We start from the raw sequence: 20998 nt of genomic DNA, 5'->3' as shown, positions 1-20998 counted from the left end.
TCTTACTTGATTAATTTTAATTTTTATACCTATGATTGATTAGTTGGTAATAAATAAAAAATTATTATCCAAATTCCATAAAATTAGTCGATTTAAAATGCAAAAATCTCAAGTAAAAAATTGGATAGGAGAAAGCAAAGGAGCGACAGTAATTGAAATCATATTGATTATAATGCTCCTAGTGCTTTTGGTCGCAATTAGTTTATCCATCTATTTTCATCTTGACTGGAAAGAATCTCCCGAAGCTATTAAGGAAAAAAAGGATATTTTACGTCTGGAGAATGCGATGAGATTCTATAAGCTGGATAATGGATTTTATCCCTCAAGTGCGCAGGGGCTAAGTGCTTTAATTAAAAAACCAGTTATAGAGCCCATTCCTCAGCATTGGGTGCAATATCTAAAGAAGATCCCCAATGATCCTTGGGGTTTTGCTTATCATTATTCGAATCCGGGCAGATTTCGTGCTGTTGAAATATACAGTTGCGGCCCTACCGGAAAGCAAAACTCCTTAAAAAAATTGCAACACTGGCTAACGTCCAATCCTAAAATTAATTGTAAAAGTTAATTATATTAAGCGAGTTGGTGATTATCGCTGCTTTTTGATGCTCGGAACTGAGGCAAAAACGAATCAGGACCTTGGTCATTACTCCATAGGTGTTTTTCCCAACACTTGCTCTATTAGCGCCATGTAGTGCTCATTAGGCTCTTTAGGAAGTAAATAAAGTTGTATAAACAGCCTTAAGGCCGCTTTCTTTTCTTCGGGTGGATTACCCCATTGCAATTCAATACTTAAGGTAAGTGCCGCATTTAAACTCGCCATATGCTCAATAATTTTCTTTATTTGCAGGCTTTGTTCATCCGCATTAGACGCTTTCATTGCCTTAATTTTTTTCGCTAAATTATCAATATTATTGTTGAACAACACCCTATAGTTAAAATCCTGAGGCACTTCTTCCAGCAATCGCCATAAATAATTAATAAAAATTTCGTCAACGTTGAATTTATGCATGTCTCTTAGTGTTTGCATCCATAGAGTAAAATGGGTTCCCTCCCAATTTTCGCAAACAATGCAATCGCGCAGTAACCGTGGTAAAGAAGAAAAACTTTCGATAGTTCCATTTCCTGCCAAAATATCAATACAATGATGAATGTTTTCTACAGAACGCTTCGCAGTAAAATATTTATTTAAATTTGCCAAGGTTCTAAGCAGCAATTGTTGTTCTTTTTTCTGTTCTGAAGCGGGCTTTCTGTCAAGTTCATCTTGCTGGTAAACCATATTAAAAATGCTTGCCACCATGGCAATATTTTCCGCTTTAATAAGAGCCAATGTTTCTTTAACCAGCGGATAATGAATAATGGGATGCGCAAATGCTTGGCGATTGCAAGCATAATAGTAAGCAATTTGATAGGCACGTCTAGCCATTCCCAGGACGGAAAAGGCATTAAAAATTCTTGAAAGATGTAAAACATTTTCCATGACCAGATGAATACCTTCCGCCAACTCTCCCATGGGATAAGCAAGGGCACCATCAAAGTCAATTTCACCAGTCGCCATGGAGCGAGTACCAATTTTTTGTTTTAGACGGCGGATCTTATAACTATTCAACTGACCATCAGCAAGGCGACTAGGAACTAAAAATAAACCCAAGCCTTTCGTACCCGATATTTGGGCATCATAACGGGCTGTTAATAAAATTAACTCCGCATTAGCATTCGAGCAGAACCATTTTTCACCGGTTATTCGCCATTGCTGATGCTCATCCTGATAAGCGGTAGTTATATTGGCACCTACATCGGAGCCACCTTGGATTTCTGTTAAAAACTGTGCTCCTGTATAGTTCTGGCTGAAGGAAGGCTCTGTCAGTTTTTCCAGATAATGGGCTGCTTGCTTAAGGTTAGCATGATTATTTAGCAGGCGGATAACCCCTGCCGAACAAGCAATTGGACAATTATGGCCAGCCTCCCCGGCATGGGAAGACAATAAAAACAGACTGAGTGTTTTTCGCATTTGCCCCGGTTTAAGTAAATAGTGCATTAAACCTGAGCCATAGATTATATTACCTGCCTGTATATAAGATGGATGATGAATCACACGATCATTACGTTGTCCTATCGCATTATAATGCTCAACCTTAGGTAGATTGGCATCGATATTATTTTCCATAACCACCGGTTCTAATTCAGTAGCTATCTTCTGCGAGAAATCCCTTAAATCCTGCAAGAATTCCGGCTCTGCTGAAAAATAAATTTGATAGGTATGCATTAAACTGGAGTTTGCCAACAAAATATTATCACGCAATTGATTTTGCCAACTGGAAAAAGAGGCTCTGGCTTCTTGATAGGAATGTGGTTCTTTCATCCTTGCTCCTGACTGTTTCTTCCCTTAATGTTTTTATCATACCGGATACTTTGTGTTGATGTTAGTTTTTTTAAAATACAGCGTTAAATCCCGGTGCTGTACCCTATAAAATTAAAAATTTTTTCCTCCCTCTTTTAAAAGTAATTTTTATTCAGATAGAATATTTTTAAAACTTCATCTCCCAAAGGAGGTAAAATATGCACCGCATCGTTTGTTTTTCTTTTTTAAGCCTTGTTGTTACAAATTGTCTGGCTGCAACCTATGGGAAACTAATGATTGATGATCCTGTACAGGGAAGTAGAGCGGTTATTTATGAAGAAAACAATGGCTTTGCTGTGAGTGAAGGAGACATTATTCTCGCCCGTATGGCTGACTTAAAGCGAAAAGGGGCTGTAATTACCCTTCAAATGGGGGGAATCCGTTGGCCTGAAGGGCTAGTACCTTTCGAAATAGCCGAAGATTTACCTTTTAAAAACAAACTTGCAGTGCTGCAAGCTATTAATCACTGGCAAGAAAAAACTAACGTTAAATTTATTGAATTGACGAGCAAAAACCGCTCTCAATATGCTGACTATATTTCTTTCGTACCTGCCGAAGGAACAACTTGTTCTTCTTTTGTTGGCAAGGAGGGGGGACGACAAGAAATTAATTTATCGCCACGATGCACTACAATGAATACTGTTCATGAAATCGGCCATGCGTTGGGTCTATGGCATGAGCAATCACGAGCGGATCGAGCAAATTTTATTCGCATATTGTGGGAAAATGTTGAAGAAGAACATCAATATAATTTTGATCAGCATTTGACTGATGGTAAAGATTTCGGTGCTTATGATTATCAATCCATCATGCACTATGGCCCCTATGCTTTCTCCAAGAATGGCCAGAAAACAATTATTCCTCTAGTCGATGGTGTGGAAATTGGTCAACGTAAACAATTAAGTGAAAAAGACATTGCAGCCATTAATACCATGTATCCAGAAGCCTGATTCCAAGCTTATGTTACACAAAATAATTTTAGGCTAATTAGAATGACCATGCGCTCGAATGAAAAAGAACTGATTGATTTAGGCCCCAGCTTTTATACGCCGGAAGAATATGCAGATTGTCTAAAAAAATTATTTCGCATCAATAAATTTTTGGGAATTTTTCGTAACACTAAAAAACTACTAAAGACTTATTCCCAACAAGCCACATTATTGGATATCGGCTGCGGTAATGGATTATTTTTATTACATTTAAGTGATTATTTCCCACAAATGCAGATGGTTGGCATTGATATCAATGAGGAAGCCATTGCGGAAGCTGAAGCAAAGTGTCAACATTGGAAAAAGAAAAACCCACAGCAACCTCTGAATTTTAACCTAAACGATTTTAAATCAGTTGTTAGCAATAGTAACTTTGATATCCTTCTGGCTACATTATTCTGTCATCATTTAAATGATGAGGAGTTAGTAGACTTTTTACGTCACAGCTATTGTCATGCAGAACAGGCTGTTGTTATCAATGATCTACATCGACATTGGCTGGCCTATGGGCTTTATGCCTTAGTAAGCCCCTGGCTATTTCGTAATCGCCTGATCACTCATGATGGATTAATTTCTATCAAACGCAGTTTTACACGGAGTGACTGGGAGGTGCTTTTAGCAAAAGCAAACATTTCTCATTATCAACTCAAATGGCGTTGGCCTTTTCGTTGGCAACTCATTTTAACAAAATAATTGCAACTGCTTTTTCTTTCCGCTTAAAGTAGCTCCAAACGTTAGCAATTCCGGAAAATAAGTAACCAAAGGTAGCAGGAGCTTCATACTATGAGGATTAGAGGTTAACTGGGCAAAAAAGGCTGCAGCATGAATACGGCGGGAAAATTGTTTATGCCATTTTTTGCTGTAGCTATGCCCAATATTGATTAAGTCCCTTCTGCTTAACTTTGGCCCCCCTTTTAAAGAGGTTGCTAACAGCCAGGCTGACTGCATTGCCATACTAATGCCTTCAGCAATTATAGGATGGGCTTCCCCGGCAGCATTACCCACATAAAATAAGCCATTCTCATGGCATGCTCTAATTCCAGGATGAAGCGGGCCTACGGAAAGCCAACTGTTCACTTGCCTTGCAGAGGTCAACACTTGCTGAACACCATTACACGTCAAGAAAATGTGATGAAGTAAAGCTTCACCCGCTGACTTACCAGGATGCTTTTTTCTGATGTTTTGCAGCACATCTCGACGAATGCAACAGGAAAATGATACTCGATGATTATCACTGTGCACCATTCCTCCATAACCACCTGGAAAAGAAATAAGAGGCATTAAATCTTCATCCAGCGTTGTTTCTCGAAAGTGAGTTTTAAAAGCCAACAGATCCAAATTTTTATGCGGGATCTTTGGTTTTTTTATCATCGACTTTTCCCATGATCCTTGTGCGAGAACAATAACACGGGCAGTTAACTCTGCTCTATTTCCCTTTGTTTCAATCAAACAGGTAAAATAGTTTTTTTTATCCATAATTTGTCGAGCAATCCAAGGTTGCCAAATGATAACACCAGCTTTCCTTGCTTGATTAAGAAGAGCTGTATCAAGGGATTCACGACCCAGCGCTTTTCCCCATTGATTGAAGGTTTGATCAGCAGGTGGCATCATTGCAGTTACTATTTTTTCGCCACCAAACCAGCCAACACGCTTAATACTGGGACCTGCCTGATGTTGATAAAAATCAATAAGACCTAGATGCATTAATAAGGGAAAACTGGTGGCTGAGATAAACTCTCCACAGACTTTTGGTCTTGGAAAAATTTTCTTTTCGACAAGAGCAACAGACCACCCCAAACGTGCCAGTAGTAATGCAGTCGTTGCCCCGGCTGGACCTGCACCAATGATAACTGCATCAAAACAATCCATGTAGTAATTCGCCAATAGTCATGGACCATACAAGATATATAGCAAATTATCCGCTGTATTCGCAGCAATAAGGCATTTTTCTAGGAGAGCTGTTAACAAATTTATGACGATCAGGGTCTGTTGATTATTCGTGTTAAACCAACCTCGTGCGCGAAACCATGCTGTGGATAAATATAGCTTCGCTTGTTTATAAGCCTGGAACTAACGCTATGGAAGTATCTTGAATCGCATTTTTTTGGGCTTCCGTATGCTTATTGTAAGCACGATAGAGCTCAACACCGGCATAAGCCACCGCCAATACAAGAGCAGCTTGCCAACAAACGGCGAATGTAGCAATTAATAAGGCAGGCAGAATGGCATTTTTAGCCAGAGTAAACGCAAAATCATTTCGAGCCGTCTGATAAGCTTTAAATGCCGCTTTTTCACCCTGATTAACGAGTTGCGCATGCTCAAGTAAAAGACTTTTTTCTTTATACTCTCTATAAGCACCATCCGATAAATACATGGCTACTGCAAAAGTACAAAGCATGTAACATCCAAGAACAGTAACAGCTGGCGTAAACAACATAGAGGCGGAAAAACCTGCCATTAAGAGGAAGGCTGCCGTCGCATTAAACAAATAGGTGGCATTGTTAGCCTTCCAACTTAATTCAAGCTGATCTAATTGTTCTTTAGTAACAAGGTAGTGTTTATCGAGCTGCCTGCGTTCTTCCAGGCTAAGTTCCCCAGAGAGCTTACCGGTTAACATTTCTAATTCGGTTAGATACTGAGAACGCTTGATGAGGTACTCTTTTTCCTCTAAATGGCGACGCCATAAAATAAGACAGATATCAAAAAACATAAATCCAGCAACAACCCAACCGGCAACAGGTGCTGAAATACCAAAGGCCTCATTGTAATTGGTCAAACAATTAACAGTTCCCCAAACGATGTCATTTAAAAAAGTGGCGTGTCGCTTATAAATTTCATTCGCAAAACGCTTTTTCCAATTTAATTGTTTTTCTTGAGGTGTTGGTGCTAAAACATGTTTTAATAGCATACCTGCATTCATAATAAAACGCACCGCAAAAAACCCCACACTTAAGAAGCGTAGAATACCATTAGGCGTTTCCAGGATGTGAACGATATCATCAACATTGACTTCCTTGCCTAAAATGCTTCCTAATTTTTCCAGCCATTTAAGATCTTTGGCCAGAATTAAGGTATCCTTAATCGTGGTGCGGCAAAAAAACCAGTAAATTCGATTTAAATTAGAAACGGCAACCTTATCCCGTAATTTTGATAACTTTCTGGGGGTATTGATTAAATCTGTCAAATCCGCAGCAATTTGCTTACCTAATGCAGTAAAAAAACCCTCCCTATTAACTGCAGCTATAGGAAGTTTTCCTTCAAGGCATACTTCATTCAGATCTGCTAGCAATTTTTCATATTGTTTAATTTTAGATTCTTGATCATAAACTTGATAATATTGCTTTAGCATTGTGCAACAGTAGTAACAATAAAAGCGAAACTCGTCACTATACAAACCACGATGTTTCAGCGTCGCAAAAAGTTGTTCGAACTCTTGCTCAATCAGTAGCTTATTGGTTGCTAAAAAACCAAAATCATGTTTTATTGCTTCTTCTTGAACTAAGCGGAGTATTTCTTCTGCGGTTTGAGGAAGCGGTTGTACTACAGAAGATGGACTAACCATTGCTGAGGGCTTAGCATTTGCTCTTGCAAATAAAGCAAGCTTAGCATATTTATCTGTTAAAAAATCCCCATGTTGCTTTTTGTAAACAGATTCCACCATGATTAGTCCATAAAAAAATTGAGCAGAGCGGTAAAAATGTAAACTTACCATTCTCGTACCCTGCAAACAAGCGTTTTATAGTAATTTCTTACCGGGATTGGCTCTAATTAAGCTTTAGTTAATATATAACCATTAAAATTATTATAAAGTGCTCATTGGAATTAACCATGCCTGGATATAAAAGGCTTAATTATACGTTAACTGAGAAACTGCTTGAATCATCTATTAACCAGCTTGCTCAGTATTCACCAGAAACACCTATTAAAACAGTTACTCAGGAAGAGTTTAATACAGCTGTGGAAAGAGAGGATGTGTATATTAACCCCTTTAAATACTATACGCACCCCACAATAAATTTAATAATCATTACCACTCCCATTGCTGCTAATAATTTTGCCTATTTATTACCTCATTTAGGTACGCTTTTTCCAGGGAAACAACTCTTGTTAGGACTGGATGGTCAGGGCGCAACAGAACAACACATTGTGACTACTTATGTCAGTGCAGATCAGCAAACGATTGAAATTTTTGATCCCAAAGCAAGCAATGCCAAGCGATTCTTTTCCGGAGAAGGAGGAATAGCTACTCTTCTTTTAGGAGTATTACGTGCCTTGAGTCCCTTCCCCAAAACCCATCTTTCTCTTGCAGAAACTACAGCAAATTATTATACACTCGGTACTCAATCATTTTTTGATGATGTTTCCTGTGGCTATCATAATGTCGCCAATATATTGGCCTGCAAAGAACTGCTTGAAGAGAACTCAGCCATTACTCGAAAAAAATTAATCGAAAAAACAAAGAATCCTGTCAGTGAAGTTGCAAAGCTTCTTAAAAAAAATGCGCCCCCAAAGATTGATAATAAGTTTGCAAGTTTTGTAAAAAAAGCATGGCAAGACACGATGATGCCTCTTGCAAGTAAGGAGCAGCGCAACTCACTTAAATTCCAGCATTATTTTTTGGGATGGCCTTATGAGGGAACGACCTCACAGAAGGTTATTTATTTTTTAAGTCTTCGCTTTATCTTCCAGCCAACGATTAATTTAATAAGGCGGCCTATTGAATTAATGTTTAATCTTCTGTCTGAAACTGCCAATTTTTTAAAAAATAGTTTAATTAACTGGGCACCAACCTATTTATTTACTCAATATTTGCGCAGCAGCTTGCTACTGTTAAATGCTGCTTTTCAAGGAATATTTAAAACCTTCTACTTAGTCTTGCGAACATTTACCTCTCCCCTGGTTACGCTGGAACTATTACAGGCAAAAAATAATCTGCACGCAACTAAAAACACTTCTGGTACGATTGCAGCGTCACCTGCTATGTCAGCGCCTATTCTTACCTCCGAGAAGAAATTATCTTCCGGTAGTAATGTAATCACTTTATTTGAGGAAAAGGGAATAAACTCTGCCTCTTCCAAAAATCTTGCAAAGGAAGATGAAGTTAAAATGGTAATGGAGCAAGAAAATGATGCTTCTGATGGATTGACTGTAATTGAACATCCAGAATCTGGTTCAGCCTCCTCTCAGGGTACACCCTTGGATGATTCAAAGAAAAAGAATAGAGATCAAGTGTTAGTTTTAGAATCCAAGCCTCTTATTTTCTAGTGCAGGTAATCGGATAAGTATTGCTTATTTGCCAATACAAAAACTGGAAAAAATTCTGCCCAATAAATCATCAGAGGTAAACTCACCAGTAATCTCACACAAAGCTTGATGAGCAAGTCGCAAATCTTCGGCTAAAAGTTCACCTGCTCTGTGATTAAAAAGTTGCTTTTGTCCCGCCAATAGTAATTCCATGGCATTATCAAGTGCTTGTAGATGACGACGTCTTGCCAAAAATTGCCCTTCATTGGGTTGATAACCAACTATTTCTTTAATTTTTTGTTTAAGTAACTCAACTCCCTCACCCGTCTTGGCGGATAAATAAACAGCATTCTGCTCCGTTTTGGGTGACAAGCTCAACGCGTCAATTTTATTAACTACTTGAATAACAGGCACACCCTCAGGCAAGGCTGCACGTATAGCATCACTTAGCTCCAAACTTGCTTTCTGCTGCTCGATATCAATAACCATCAACACACAGTCAGCCCGGCTGACTTCCTGCCATGCTCTTTTGATACCTTCCTGTTCTACTAAATCATTACTCTCTCGAAGACCTGCAGTATCAACAAGATGAAGCGGTATATCATCGAGTAAAATATTTTCACGCATAACATCACGCGTGGTACCTGCTACATCAGTAACAATAGCCACATCACGACCCGCTAAACTGTTAATGAGTGTAGATTTTCCCGCGTTAGGTCGACCTGCTATAACAATTGCCAAACCTTCTCGCAGCATAGCTCCCTGGCAGGCATTGGCACGAATTGCAGTCAATCTTTCTAAAATAGCAGTTAAGCTGTTAGCCACTTTACCATCGCTGAGAAAATCAATCTCTTCCTCAGGAAAATCTATTGCTGCTTCGACAAATAGACGTAAATGAATAATTTCTTCATTGAGTTCATGAATCTTTTTAGAAAAATCACCCTGTAAGGAGCGAATAGCAAGACGGGCAGCTGTTTGAGAACTAGCCTGAATTAAATCGGCGATAGCCTCTGCTTGTGTTAAATCGATTTTATCATTCAAAAATGCACGTTCGGAAAATTCACCAGGACGAGCAAGTCTCGCCCCCAACGCAACACACTCGGTAAGTAAATTATCCAATACTAGCGGAGAACCATGAACCTGAAACTCCACAACGTCATCACCAGTGAAAGAATGAGGCGCTTTAAAATAGAGAAGTAAACCTGTATCAATAATTTCATTATTGTCTCTTCTCAATGAGCAATAATTAACTATGCGAGGAGTTAATGAGCGATAACCACTCAATTTTAAAGCAATATTATAAGATAAAGGACCAGAAAGACGGGCAATCCCTACTCCACCACGACCAGGTGGAGTAGCGATCGCTACAATAGTATCAGTGTGCATTATTTGGCAGGTATAACAGTTTGTTTATTCGGTTTATCATCATATTTACGCGTAATGTACCATTGTTGCAAAATTGATAAGGTATTATTTACTATCCAGTATAGCACCAAACCTGCCGGGAAATTCCAGAATAAAGCCGTAAAGAGTATAGGCAAAAACATCATTAGCTTCGCTTGCATGGGATCAGGAGGAGCTGGATTTAATTTTTGCTGAATTAACATGGTAGCTCCCATGATGATAGGCAGTACATGGTAGGGATCAGCTGCAGCCAAATCTTTTATCCAAAAGATAAAAGGTGCCTGTCGTAATTCCACACTTTCCAGTAACACCCAATAAAGCGCAATAAAAACGGGAATTTGAATTAGAATGGGCAAGCAACCACCTAAAGGATTTACTTTTTCCTGGCGATACAGCTCCATCGTTGCCTGGCTCATTTTAGCCTTGTCATCGCCATAACGCTCACGCAATGCTTGAAGCTTGGGCTGTAATTTACGCATACCCGCCATTGATTTATAACTGCTGGCAGACAATCGATAAAAAGCAAGCTTAATGAGTACAGTCACTAAAACAATTGACCATCCCCAATTACCAACTAAAGAATAGATGGCTTTCATTACTGAAAAAAGAAGAGAGGATAGGAACCATAGCCAGCCATAATCAACCGTTAAATCCAATCCTGGAGCAATCTCTTTTAATACATCCGTACGTTCAGGTCCCACATAAAGTTTTGCACCAATTTCCTTTTGCATGCCTGGTGCAACATTAATAGGCTGGCTGACTGCACCAATTGTATAATCATTATTTACTGCACGTGTGTAAAACATATTACTGCTATCACGATTAGGTACCCATGCACTTAGGAAATAATGTTGTTGCATGGCAATCCACCCACCTTTGGCATTTACATCCAGATTGGATTTAACCATATTCGAGAAAGGGACTTTCTGATAGCGATGTTGTCCAGGATTCGAATAGGAAGCACCAGTGTATGAACCAATATGAAAGATACTGGATTTATCTTCCTGAGGTGACGTACGCAGTAACTGCGTGTTCAGATAACCCTGCCAAGGAGTATTCCCTTGATTATCAATGACATAGTTAACCTCAATAAGGTAGCTACCACGTGTAAAAATAAATTGTTTCTTTACATTAAGACCATCTGCTGTTCTACCATTTAGAGTAACAGTCAGTGTATTTTCTCCTTCAGTCAGCTCGTATTTCTGCTGGGTACTGGAAAAATCAAAATTAATATTTTTTACTTCTTGCCCACTTGTTACAAACAGGCTGCTGTTGGCGACATAACGTTGATTGGCTTGATCGTGCAAGATGGTTATGGGCTTATCCTTTTCCTCAATACTTACTGGATAATCCAATAATTGCGCTCTAACAATATCGCCATGCGTTAAATCAATACGCAGATTTAAAACATCTGTTTTTACCTGAATTGTTTCTGATGACGTTTTACCAGAAGTATCTTCTTTAGCTGCAGCTGGTTGAGTCGCTGAATCAGGTTTCATGGTAGGCAATAAACTATCACTCTGAGCAGGTGCAGGCGCAACTTCAGCAGTTTGTTGCGCAGGAGTTGGAGGAGGATAATCTTTTTGCCAATTTATCCACAGTGAGTAAACAACCAGCGCTAAGGCGGCATACAAAACTACACGTCGTATATCCATCAGGGTTTCTCTTTGTTAGGTAATATAGGGTCATAACCTCCAGCAGCCCAGGGATGGCAGCGCAATAATCGACGACTCGCCAACCATACACCCTTAAAAACACCAAAGTGTTTAATAGCCATAAGAGCATACTGGGAACAACTTGGGTAATAGCGACAACAAGGCTTCATAACAGGACGCAACAGCAACTGGTACAGTATTATAGGTAAGCAAATCAAGTAGCGGATAAAGCGATTAATTTGGCCCATGTTTTACCTAATTTGGTATTCATAACTTTATTTTCTACGTTTGCAACACCGGGTCTTGCTAGTACAATCACATCTATTGCAGGCAATGGGTTTACCCGAAATGTTTCGCGCAATAAGCGTTTCAAGCGATTGCGATCATGTGCTTTAGGAATTATTTTTTTTGATAATGCTAATCCTAGCCTGGCGTACCCCAGAGAATTATTGCGATATAAAAAAATGAACTCTGAGGTCACGACTTTTTTTGCCTGAGCAAACACATAATCGTAATCACTTTTTTTAAGTAATCGCCGTGTTTTATCAAAACCATTCACTTAAGCAGATAAACGCTTACGTCCTTTAGCACGACGACGTTTTAACACCAAACGACCACCACGAGTAGACATACGTTGACGAAAACCATGATCGCGTTTGCGCTTTAGATTACTGGGTTGGAATGTGCGTTTCATGATAAACCTGTTGTTAATTAAAATTTTAAGGTTGGCAATGATAGAAAACTTTACACCGACTGTCAAACAGTCAAGTTAAAGTTCAACTTGTTTTAAAGGGGGTGGGCCTAATAATTATAAAACAAAATTTAGTATTTTATGTTTGTTATTAGTTTGCAGATAGTTGTGAGTATTTTAATTAAATATTTAATATTCAGGTGGTTATGTTATTTATATCTCTGTTATTAGTTCGTTAGATCTATTGGTATGAATTTTGAGTAGCCTTCTCTGAACTTGCTATATTACTGTTTAATCTTCTATTTATTCCCACTTAAATGAAAGGTTTTCCACAAAGTCTCCTTAATGAATCAGTCATGAAGGTAAAACTTAATCGAATATCTGGGGAATAAGCTAAATTTTGACTTTTGTCTGACTCTCTCTTTTTCGGAATTTGCATCGTGATGGGGAGAAAAGACTAGGGAATAACAGACTTAGAACTGTTGCCTAATAAAAATAAAATAAATAGAAATTTTTCTTATTCTTATTATAAGTAATCAGATAACTGTGGTTAATTATAGGAATGTGATTAAATAGAATAGCTTACTTATTTTAATTAATGTTTATAAACTTTGTTCCACGGGTGAAATAACTGCTAATAAGAAGCGCTATTTTAAGCTCATGAAGACTTTCTTACTAATTATCCCAAAATTTTCTTTAACTTATCCCCTTGTTATCCTGGGTGGCAGGCCGCAGTACTTCTAGAAATTTTGTTTAATGATGGGGAGTTTGTAAGAGAGCTATCTAGATTAATCAGTAAAAAATGAATCTCACCGCTATGTTTCTAAATATTCTATTTAAGCCATAAAAGACTTCCTTACAACAATTTCAATTTTTATTGAAGGACTGTCATAAACTCATTTCAGAAACGCTTAAAGAGGGTATGGAGTTGTATTCCTGGGATTTTGAAGAACGAAAAGGAATGCTCAACGCTATGATGAGACAATGGCAATTATAAATGAGATGCCTTAATTACCGTTAAAAGAGAGCGACATCTTAAGTTAGTTCTAAACATTAGGGACAATCACAGAATAAGGATAAGAATGAATCTCAATAATTGGGTTGAATTACAGAAACAGGGCAAACGTGAACTGGAAATAAAGATCAATTTATGATCAAATATGATAAATGCGTACTCTTTAACAAAACGAGGATGTAAATATGCATTGCGATATAAAAAAATTTCAATATTCTGGTAATCAAGTATCCGGCATTGGTTCGGTTGATATTACTGCTAGCATTTACGGAACAACAATGACGCTTAATTTTCCATTGGGCAAAAAAACCGACATAGTTAAATCATTATCTGAAGCTGAAATACCTTTAAAATCAGTTGGATTCACTAGTATATCAATCCGAACTCCTCTCCAAGAAACTGCAAATATCAAAAAGACTTTAGAAGTATTAGCTAGAGATGGGTTCATAAGTCAAGATTTTGCACAAGAGATAGCAACCAACTATCCTAATGGTTATGGCGGAAAGATGGATTTAAATAATCCGTTTAAATCTAAAAGCACAAATGCACTTTTAATGCTGGCCGCACCAAGTATTTTGAATTTAAATGCGCCATTAGAAAAAGAAGCAAGAAAAGATAAGCAAGAAAATACCTATTGTGGATTTAAACCTGAATTTCTTACAGGTAAGTTTTTTTAAACCAATCGTATGATTAATCCTTATGCGATGAAATTTCCATCAACTCATCGCATAATTTACTTTTTATGCTAGTTATGCTAGGGCCGGTTTGCGTTGATAATACTGGCTCTATATAGCTTTTTTAATTGGCAGAATCTCGCGCCAAGTGCGACAGATGAATAAAATATCATCAGTTGCATGAGGAGCGGTAAAATGGGAGTAAGGTATAAACATCTGAGCGAATTGGATCGTGTATTTCTTCAGATAATGCTAGAGAAAGGCTATTCAAAAGTTAAGATAGCGCAGATATTGAAGATTCACCGGTCAACGATTATTTACTATTAAGAACTTAAAGAAAGCAATACGGTCTATTACTTTTGATCAAGGCATGGAATTTCAAAAATTTGAATGGATTAAAGATTGTTTGGAGACTGACATTTATTTTTGTCATCCAGCCTCTCCTTATGAAAAGGGCGCAATTGAAAATGGTAATGGGATTATTCGTGTTGAATTACCACGACATGTTAATATTGATGTATTAAAGGAAAAAGAGGTGAGGCGCATTGCTGAAGAGATAAACAATAGGCCATTAAAATGTTTAGACTATCAAACTCCCGCAGAGCGATTTGCAGAATATTTACAAGACATCAATTGATGGACAAGGTAAGTCGAATAATAGGATAGCCCCATGAAAATTAATCTAACTAAAAAAGAATATCGAGCATTGCTTGATATGTTATACCTAGCTGACTGGGTTCTTCATGCCTATACCATAAAGGAAAATGAACAGGATGAGTACGAAGCTTTAAAGAAAAAGCTATTGTCTTATTTCAAGGAAATGGATGCAGAAGACAAAATAGAGTTTTCCCCAGAGCTCAATGATTACTTTGAAAAAGCAGATTTTGAAGATTACCTTAATGAGAAAATTATTCAACCCTATGAAAACGAACTTTTCTGGGATGAGCTAATTCATAGACTGAGTGAACGAGACATGGTTAAAGCATTAGGAATGGAACAATACAGTAAAATGGATGCTATCGAGCGAATAAAAAGAATGGAAGAAATTAAAGAGCAATATGCTAATGAATTTGAAGCGCAGGGCCTTGCTAACTTAAAATTAATGACAGTTACTTGCTAATTTTTTATAGTTATTAACAGATAGAGGTGGTTGTAACACTAGTAATCTACATAGTCAGAAAGGGTTTGTTGCACTTCGCGTGAGATTCTCCATCAGATACATTAAGTCTGATTAATCGTATGATAATAATCAGACCTATTATTAAAATTTAAAATTGAATAGAATTTTTTCTAATTTTATAATCTTGTGGTCAAGTTTATGCTACAAGTTGAGGTCCTTGTCTTCATCTAAAATAGTGAGTATGGGGGCCTTCACCTCGAGATAAGCACATGTGGTGGACAACTTGATTGGGCACATCGATTGGGTTCGCAAGAAAAGTTCCAAGGAATCTAACCGTAGTTAATTGTATTGCATATCCCCAGTTTATTGTAATCACGGCGACATGCCTTGATTAATTCTTTATCCTTATTCATCCAAATAAAAATATTTATCAAGTTGATCTTGTGTCAGAGTTCAGGATATTTTGCATAGGACTGATATTGCTCATCGGTTAAAAAATCAACAGGCATGAATGTCTCATAACGTTCGTTTGTTAAGAGTGAAAAATTAACTGAATAAAAAGGGACGCAAGTGTATTATCTATCCATCTTAGGAAACAAATTTTATTTTCCCAATTTATCATTAAATGTGGGTTATGTAAAAAAATAAATCTTTTAAGGTGATTATTAATGTCTAAAAATATCAAAATTCTTGTCGTTGGTGCTGGTATAGCTGGTCCTGCAATTTGTTATTGGCTAAAAAGATTTGGTTTTTCTCCTGTCTTGATTGAGAAATACGCTTCTATTAGAAAAGGTGGCCAGGCACTTGATATCCGTGGCATAGCAACGCATCTTGCTAGAGTAATGGGTATTTATGATCAAATATGTGATAGGCGCACGCGAATAGAATGCGGTCGTTTTGTAGATTCAGCGGGTAAAGTGTTACATGAGGAGCATGGTGAGAAATTCGGGTTCAGGCAAGATGACGAAGTCGAGATTCTCCGTGGTGATCTGGTTGAAATCCTGATGAAAACAATTGCGGATGTACCTTGTTATTTCAATAAATCCATCATTAGCATGCAACAGAATGCTGATAAGGTTATAGTCAAATTCAAGGATGGTAAGATTGAAAATTATGACATAGTGATCGGTGCCGATGGCATTCACTCTGCTACAAGGCGCATGATTTTTGATAAAAATGAATATCAGTTAATTCATCTTGGTTCCTATCTTAGTACATTTACCATTCCAAATTATCTTGGCTTGAGTCATACAGACCTGGAATGTGAAGCGAATCATAAATTAGTATCCATCAATAGCGATAATAATCCTGAAATAGCAAGAGCTGGATTTATGTTCCGCTCTCAGCATATCTTGAAAGACATTCGTGATGAACATGAGCAAAAACAATTCCTGTGTGATACTTTTCGCGATTTTGGCTGGGAAACACAAAATATTTTAAATCGAATGCCAGAAAGCGATGATTTTTATTTTGATGCTATTACGCAAGTAAGAATGAATAGTTGGACCAAAGGTCGAATAGCGCTTATTGGTGATGCAGGTTACTGCCCTTCTCCGTTATCCGGCCAAGGAAATAATTTGGCATTCGTTGGAGCATATATCCTAGCGGGAGAATTAAAAACTGCCAATGCAAACTATATGCAGGCGTTTTCTCGTTATAATGCACTACTACGCTCCTTTGTTGATACCAATCAAGAATTTGGTGTTTGGGTGAGCAAATCCTTTCTTGTAGAAGATGAAGTTTCCAAGGAAATCGCAGAGGAGCGCTCGAATAGAATACTAGCCATGATAAAATTAGTTTCGAATGCTATTATCTTACCTCAATATGAATAATCACACAGATCTACGGCGCTAAGTTACCAGATAAAACATTTTAAATGGACTAAATTCGCACAATAAGCATTCTTGAGTGTCTTTGGGGATATATTAAAATATATGGCAATGGAGAATTAAGCTTAGAGTACCTTTTCGTTCCAAGGATTGTCACACCCCTAGTTCAAAGTTGATTTGACAGTTGCGGGTTTTTTAGAGGTGCCTGTCAGGTTAAATTTAGTGTCGGGCCAAAATGATATGTTCCTCTAATTCCAAAATAAAAATGTCTCCTATAAGAGCCAATACCCTTATATCGCCAGATAGAAAGGAGCCGGTCGATGGGAGACAGATTATTATGAGTAAAATTTGGATGACATCATGTGTTGGGAATGTATGAGGATTATTTATAACGGTTGGATTATACGATTTGAAAACCAATGACTACAAATACAATAAATAAGCGCTACTCGAGTAAAGCCAAAACAAAAATTATATAAAAAGACATTTTAATGGCAAAATAACGTTATGGAGTAAAGGACAAAAATTCCCTATTGTTTACTGAGCATCAGGTAAAAGAAGAGACAAAAGCAGCACAACCATACAGTGCTGACAAACACAGTCAAAACGGGCGCGAAAGCAAGAAAAAATCACCCTGGAGTCAGTTTAATCCAGGATGGTTAAAGCAAACGAAAGACAATTTGCTGGCAACTACTTTATTGTAAACGCTTCAAGGTAAAGCTTGTGGATATGTGGATGAATCTTTGGGACCAGCGTTTGCACAAACTATGAACAACTGAAAAACCAGAGTTAGCCATAGTTTGCACATACTCGCAAGCTTCTCGCCCACATACCCACAAGCGCAATAATAAATATATATTTTTTAAATTGGAGAGCAAAGGGACATTTTGATTTTGGTGTGATAGTTATTAAAGTTAAGAGTTGAAATGACTTTTTGAAATAAGTTAGTATCAAAAACATTTTCACTCAATCCAGTTGGTTAAAAAAAAGTATTCCTGTATTAAATTGTATGTAACTGTTTAATCTGTTGACAGGGGGAAGGAATAAAATATACCTAGGGCTGGGAACAGCAAGCAATTCCTAGATAATCAAAACGTAGGAGAATTGAGATGCCCAATACTTCAATTTCTGCATCAATAGAAAATAGTGAGACGACTTTCCATAGTAACGGTTTATTAACTTTGGGTGTCGAGCTAGAACTCCAGTTAATTGATGCAGAAACTTATAATTTATGTTCCCGTGCTGAGGAAATTCTTGGAGCCACCGCTCATTTAAAAAAAGTAAAGCCAGAATTTTATTTAAGTACAATAGAAGTGAATACTGATAAATGCGATGATGCGCAGCAAGCTGAAAAAGATCTGTTTCTCACATTATCAGAGTTGCAATCTGCGACAAAAAATTCCGGTGTTTTATTTTCAACTACAGGGACTCATCCTTTCTCCAAATATTCTGATTGGGTAATTTCACCTACTGCTCGATATCTGGATTTAATTGACAGAAATCAATGGCTGACTCGCCGCATGAGTGTCTATGGTTTACATGTCCACCTGGGGATGTCTAGTGGTGAGGAATGTATTCGTTATAACAATTTTTTTATGTATTTTTTGCCTCACTTACTGGCTTTATCTTCCAGTTCACCGTTTTGGCAGGGAATTGATACGGGACTTGCTGCTTGTCGTCCTACTACTTATGAAGCTTTACCCACCGCGGGTCAACCCTATAATGTGCGTAACTGGCAGGATTTTGAGCAGTTATATAAAACATTAAAAACCTGTGGTTCAATTAAATCACTTAAAGATTTATGGTGGGACTTACGGCCAAGTCCTCAATTTGGTACTTTGGAAATTCGCGTTTGTGATGGTACTGCGACACTGTCGGAAACCATGGCCTTAGTTGCTTTTATACACACGCTTGCTAATTGGTTTAAAGATAATGGTGGTTGGTTGGAGTCCGTTGCTTATCCTCCTTTTTGGCTTTCACGAGAAAATAAATGGCGAGCTATTCGCTATGGTTTGGATGCTGAATTGGTAATGAACACGGAAGGTAAAACAAAATTAATGCGAGAAGACATTGAGGAATGGCTTGAAAAGTTGGTACCCTATATTGAAAGTCTTAATTATCATGGTTACTTCACCACATTAAAAGCAATGATGAAATCAGGTACTAGCTCTGAGCGTCAACGCAAAGTATTTAATCTTCGTTCTTCCTTTGAAGATGTAGTGAAGCATAATGTTCGTGAATTCCTACTACAAGTTCCTTTGTATGACCATGAAAACTTAATTTTTAGTGATTTGCCTGGTTAAGATGGAATAGAATCATCACAGAAGTGACTAAATTCTATTTTAACTGTGGATAACTCTGTTTTTTTCCACAGGGCTTAGTATAATCTCTTATTCAACTAAAATATTGTAGGCTACTAACTTCCTGTTTGAGGAAAAGACAGTTAAACAGGATAAAGCAAAGTATTACAGAATTTTCCTGAGACAATGATTTTTCTTGCTGCTTGAGTTGATTCAATGGCAATATTTACAGTGAATTGTCTGAGTTTAGCCTTATAAAATCATGAGGAGTATCTGTGTCTGCGAATCTCTGGCAGAAATGTTTGGGTTTTTTAAAAGAGGAATATCCTCCTCAACAATTTAATACATGGTTGCGTCCTTTACAGGCTGAGTTTCATGATGCTAATTTAATTTTGCTTGCACCAAATCGATTTGTTGTGGATTGGGTTAAAAAAAATTTTTATTCCAGGATAAAGGAGTTGGTGAGTCAATTTGGCGGTGGGATTATTTCTTCGGTTAGTATTGAAATTGGTTCGAAAGCTGTTTCCCCTGTCTCCGTTGAGCAACCTGTTAAAGAACAACCAACTAGCAAAATAATAGCCAAAAAAGCTGCTGATTATAAAAACAGTTATCTTAACAAGAAATTTTTGTTTGACAGTTTCGTGGAAGGAAATTCGAATCAGCTTGCAAGAGCTGCTTCGTTACAAGTTGCCGAACGTCCTGGAGAAGCTTACAACCCTTTGTTTATCTATGGTGGTGTGGGCTTGGGTAAAACCCATTTAATGCATGCTATTGGCAATACCATCTTAAAAAATAATCCCGAAGCAAAAGTACTCTATCTTCATTCCGAACGATTTGTTGCTGATATGGTTAAGGCATTACAAACCAATTCTATCAATGAGTTTAAAAGATTTTATCGTTCTTTAAATGCTTTACTTATTGATGATATTCAGTTTTTTGCTGGTAAGGATCGTTCTCAGGAAGAATTTTTTCATACTTTCAATGCATTACTAGAAGGTCAGCAGCAAATTATTCTTACAAGTGACCGCTATCCTAAAGAAATTGAAGGCATGGAGGAGCGTCTTAAGTCGCGTTTTGGCTGGGGATTAACGGTAGCTGTTGAACCTCCTGAACTTGAAACGCGTGTTGCAATTTTAATGAGCAAAGCTGAGCAGTCCAATATTGAACTTCCTTATGAGGTGGCGTTTTTTATTGCCAAACGGATTCGCTCAAACGTGCGTGAGTTAGAGGGAGCTCTGCGACGAGTGATTGCTAACGCACATTTCACCGGTAAATCCATTACCGTTGATTTTGTACATGAAGCTTTGCGTGATCTTCTGGCTTTACAAGATAAATTAGTAACTATAGAAAATATTCAAAAAACCGTTGCTGAATACTACAAGGTTAAGGTTGCCGATTTGTTATCGAAGCGGCGTAGTCGCTCAATAGCTCGCCCCCGTCAAATGGCAATGGCATTGGCTAAGGAATTAACCAATCACAGTTTACCCGAAATAGGGGACCATTTTGGAGGGCGTGATCATACAACTGTCATTCATGCCTGTCGCAAAGTAAAAGAATTAGTTCAGGATGAGAATGATTTTGCTGAAGATTACAAAAATTTAATGCGCACTTTAACTTCTTAATTTTGGATAAGCTATGTTTGATTTGACTCTCACTAAAGATCAATTACTCACTCCATT

General features: G+C 37.7%; 20 protein-coding genes. 12 read left to right on the top strand and 8 right to left on the bottom strand.

Going from position 1 to position 20998, the window contains the following annotated elements:
* Positions 1-97: 97 nt before the first annotated feature.
* Positions 98-565 (top strand): type II secretion system major pseudopilin GspG, encoded by a 468-nt coding sequence (gspG, locus tag clem_RS00100; RefSeq protein WP_094092221.1) that lies wholly within the window; start codon positions 98-100, stop codon positions 563-565.
* 78 nt (positions 566-643) lie between these two features.
* On the opposite strand, the gene clem_RS00095 is transcribed toward gspG, so the two are convergent.
* Entirely contained in the window at positions 644-2359 is a 1716-nt protein-coding gene (locus clem_RS00095; protein WP_094089742.1) for an acyl-CoA dehydrogenase family protein, read from the bottom strand.
* Between the two features lie 197 nt (positions 2360-2556).
* On the opposite strand from clem_RS00095, the gene legP reads away from it, so the two are divergent.
* The gene (gene legP, locus clem_RS00090) at positions 2557-3348 is read left to right on the top strand and encodes a Dot/Icm T4SS effector Zinc-dependent metalloprotease LegP (protein WP_094089741.1); all 792 of its coding nucleotides are present in this window, start codon (positions 2557-2559) and stop codon (positions 3346-3348) included.
* Positions 3349-3396: 48 nt separating this feature from the next.
* Entirely contained in the window at positions 3397-4080 is a 684-nt protein-coding gene (locus clem_RS00085) for a methyltransferase (RefSeq protein WP_232505514.1), read from the top strand.
* Here clem_RS00085 and clem_RS00080 read toward each other — a convergent pair.
* Both clem_RS00080 and clem_RS00075 read right to left on the bottom strand, forming a co-directional pair.
* Complete coding sequence (locus clem_RS00080; RefSeq protein WP_094089739.1) at positions 4069-5256, bottom strand: NAD(P)/FAD-dependent oxidoreductase; 1188 nt, start codon at positions 5254-5256, stop codon at positions 4069-4071. The genes clem_RS00085 and clem_RS00080 overlap by 12 nt on opposite strands.
* 187 nt (positions 5257-5443) lie before the next feature.
* Positions 5444-7099, bottom strand: a complete 1656-nt coding sequence (locus tag clem_RS00075) for a hypothetical protein (protein WP_094089738.1) — start codon at positions 7097-7099, stop codon at positions 5444-5446.
* A 116-nt stretch (positions 7100-7215) separates the two neighbouring features.
* Here clem_RS00075 and clem_RS00070 point away from each other — a divergent pair, with 116 nt between their 5' ends.
* On the top strand, positions 7216-8652 hold the full coding sequence (locus clem_RS00070; protein ID WP_094089737.1) for a hypothetical protein: 1437 nt from the start codon (positions 7216-7218) through the stop codon (positions 8650-8652).
* Between the two features lie 24 nt (positions 8653-8676).
* Here clem_RS00070 and mnmE read toward each other — a convergent pair whose 3' ends face one another.
* The 5 genes from mnmE to rpmH are packed head-to-tail and all read right to left on the bottom strand — an operon-like array spanning position 8677 to position 12384.
* Positions 8677-10017 (bottom strand): tRNA uridine-5-carboxymethylaminomethyl(34) synthesis GTPase MnmE, encoded by a 1341-nt coding sequence (mnmE, locus tag clem_RS00065; RefSeq protein WP_094089736.1) that lies wholly within the window; start codon positions 10015-10017, stop codon positions 8677-8679.
* Entirely contained in the window at positions 10017-11690 is a 1674-nt protein-coding gene (gene yidC / locus clem_RS00060; protein ID WP_094089735.1) for a membrane protein insertase YidC, read from the bottom strand. The genes mnmE and yidC overlap by 1 nt, the downstream gene beginning before the upstream one ends.
* The gene (gene yidD / locus clem_RS00055; RefSeq protein ID WP_456298572.1) at positions 11690-11860 is read right to left on the bottom strand and encodes a membrane protein insertion efficiency factor YidD; all 171 of its coding nucleotides are present in this window, start codon (positions 11858-11860) and stop codon (positions 11690-11692) included. The genes yidC and yidD overlap by 1 nt, the downstream gene beginning before the upstream one ends.
* 44 nt (positions 11861-11904) lie before the next feature.
* Positions 11905-12249, bottom strand: coding sequence for a ribonuclease P protein component (gene rnpA / locus clem_RS00050; protein ID WP_094089733.1), 345 nt, complete (start codon positions 12247-12249; stop codon positions 11905-11907).
* A complete protein-coding gene (rpmH, locus tag clem_RS00045) occupies positions 12250-12384 on the bottom strand; it encodes a 50S ribosomal protein L34 (protein WP_028372496.1) in 135 nt (44 codons plus the stop codon).
* A gap of 1197 nt (positions 12385-13581) precedes the next feature.
* On the opposite strand from rpmH, the gene clem_RS00040 reads away from it, so the two are divergent.
* The 8 genes from clem_RS00040 to dnaA all read left to right on the top strand — a co-directional run bounded on the left by clem_RS00040 (position 13582) and on the right by dnaA (position 20941).
* A complete protein-coding gene (locus tag clem_RS00040; RefSeq protein WP_094089732.1) occupies positions 13582-14073 on the top strand; it encodes a hypothetical protein in 492 nt (163 codons plus the stop codon).
* Positions 14074-14250: 177 nt separating this feature from the next.
* Positions 14251-14397 (top strand): helix-turn-helix domain-containing protein, encoded by a 147-nt coding sequence (locus tag clem_RS15360; RefSeq protein ID WP_094089731.1) that lies wholly within the window; start codon positions 14251-14253, stop codon positions 14395-14397.
* Complete coding sequence (locus tag clem_RS00030) at positions 14393-14707, top strand: IS30 family transposase (RefSeq protein ID WP_269766830.1); 315 nt, start codon at positions 14393-14395, stop codon at positions 14705-14707. The genes clem_RS15360 and clem_RS00030 overlap by 5 nt, the downstream gene beginning before the upstream one ends.
* A 33-nt stretch (positions 14708-14740) precedes the next feature.
* Entirely contained in the window at positions 14741-15190 is a 450-nt protein-coding gene (locus clem_RS00025; RefSeq protein WP_094089729.1) for a hypothetical protein, read from the top strand.
* A 668-nt stretch (positions 15191-15858) separates the two neighbouring features.
* Complete coding sequence (locus clem_RS00020; RefSeq protein ID WP_094089728.1) at positions 15859-17022, top strand: tetracycline destructase; 1164 nt, start codon at positions 15859-15861, stop codon at positions 17020-17022.
* Positions 17023-17552: 530 nt separating this feature from the next.
* On the top strand, positions 17553-17723 hold the full coding sequence (locus clem_RS14655; RefSeq protein ID WP_157698119.1) for a hypothetical protein: 171 nt from the start codon (positions 17553-17555) through the stop codon (positions 17721-17723).
* Positions 17724-18128: 405 nt separating this feature from the next.
* Positions 18129-19322: a carboxylate-amine ligase gene (locus clem_RS00015; protein WP_094089727.1), complete on the top strand. Its 1194-nt coding sequence runs from the start codon at positions 18129-18131 to the stop codon at positions 19320-19322.
* Positions 19323-19594: 272 nt separating this feature from the next.
* A complete protein-coding gene (dnaA, locus tag clem_RS00010; RefSeq protein WP_094089726.1) occupies positions 19595-20941 on the top strand; it encodes a chromosomal replication initiator protein DnaA in 1347 nt (448 codons plus the stop codon).
* The last annotated feature ends 57 nt before the right edge of the window (positions 20942-20998 follow it).

This window comes from Legionella clemsonensis, assembly GCF_002240035.1.
Lineage (GTDB): Bacteria > Pseudomonadota > Gammaproteobacteria > Legionellales > Legionellaceae > Tatlockia > Tatlockia clemsonensis.
Note: the sequence above shows the minus strand (reverse complement) of the source record. Positions and strands in the feature narration are given on the sequence as shown.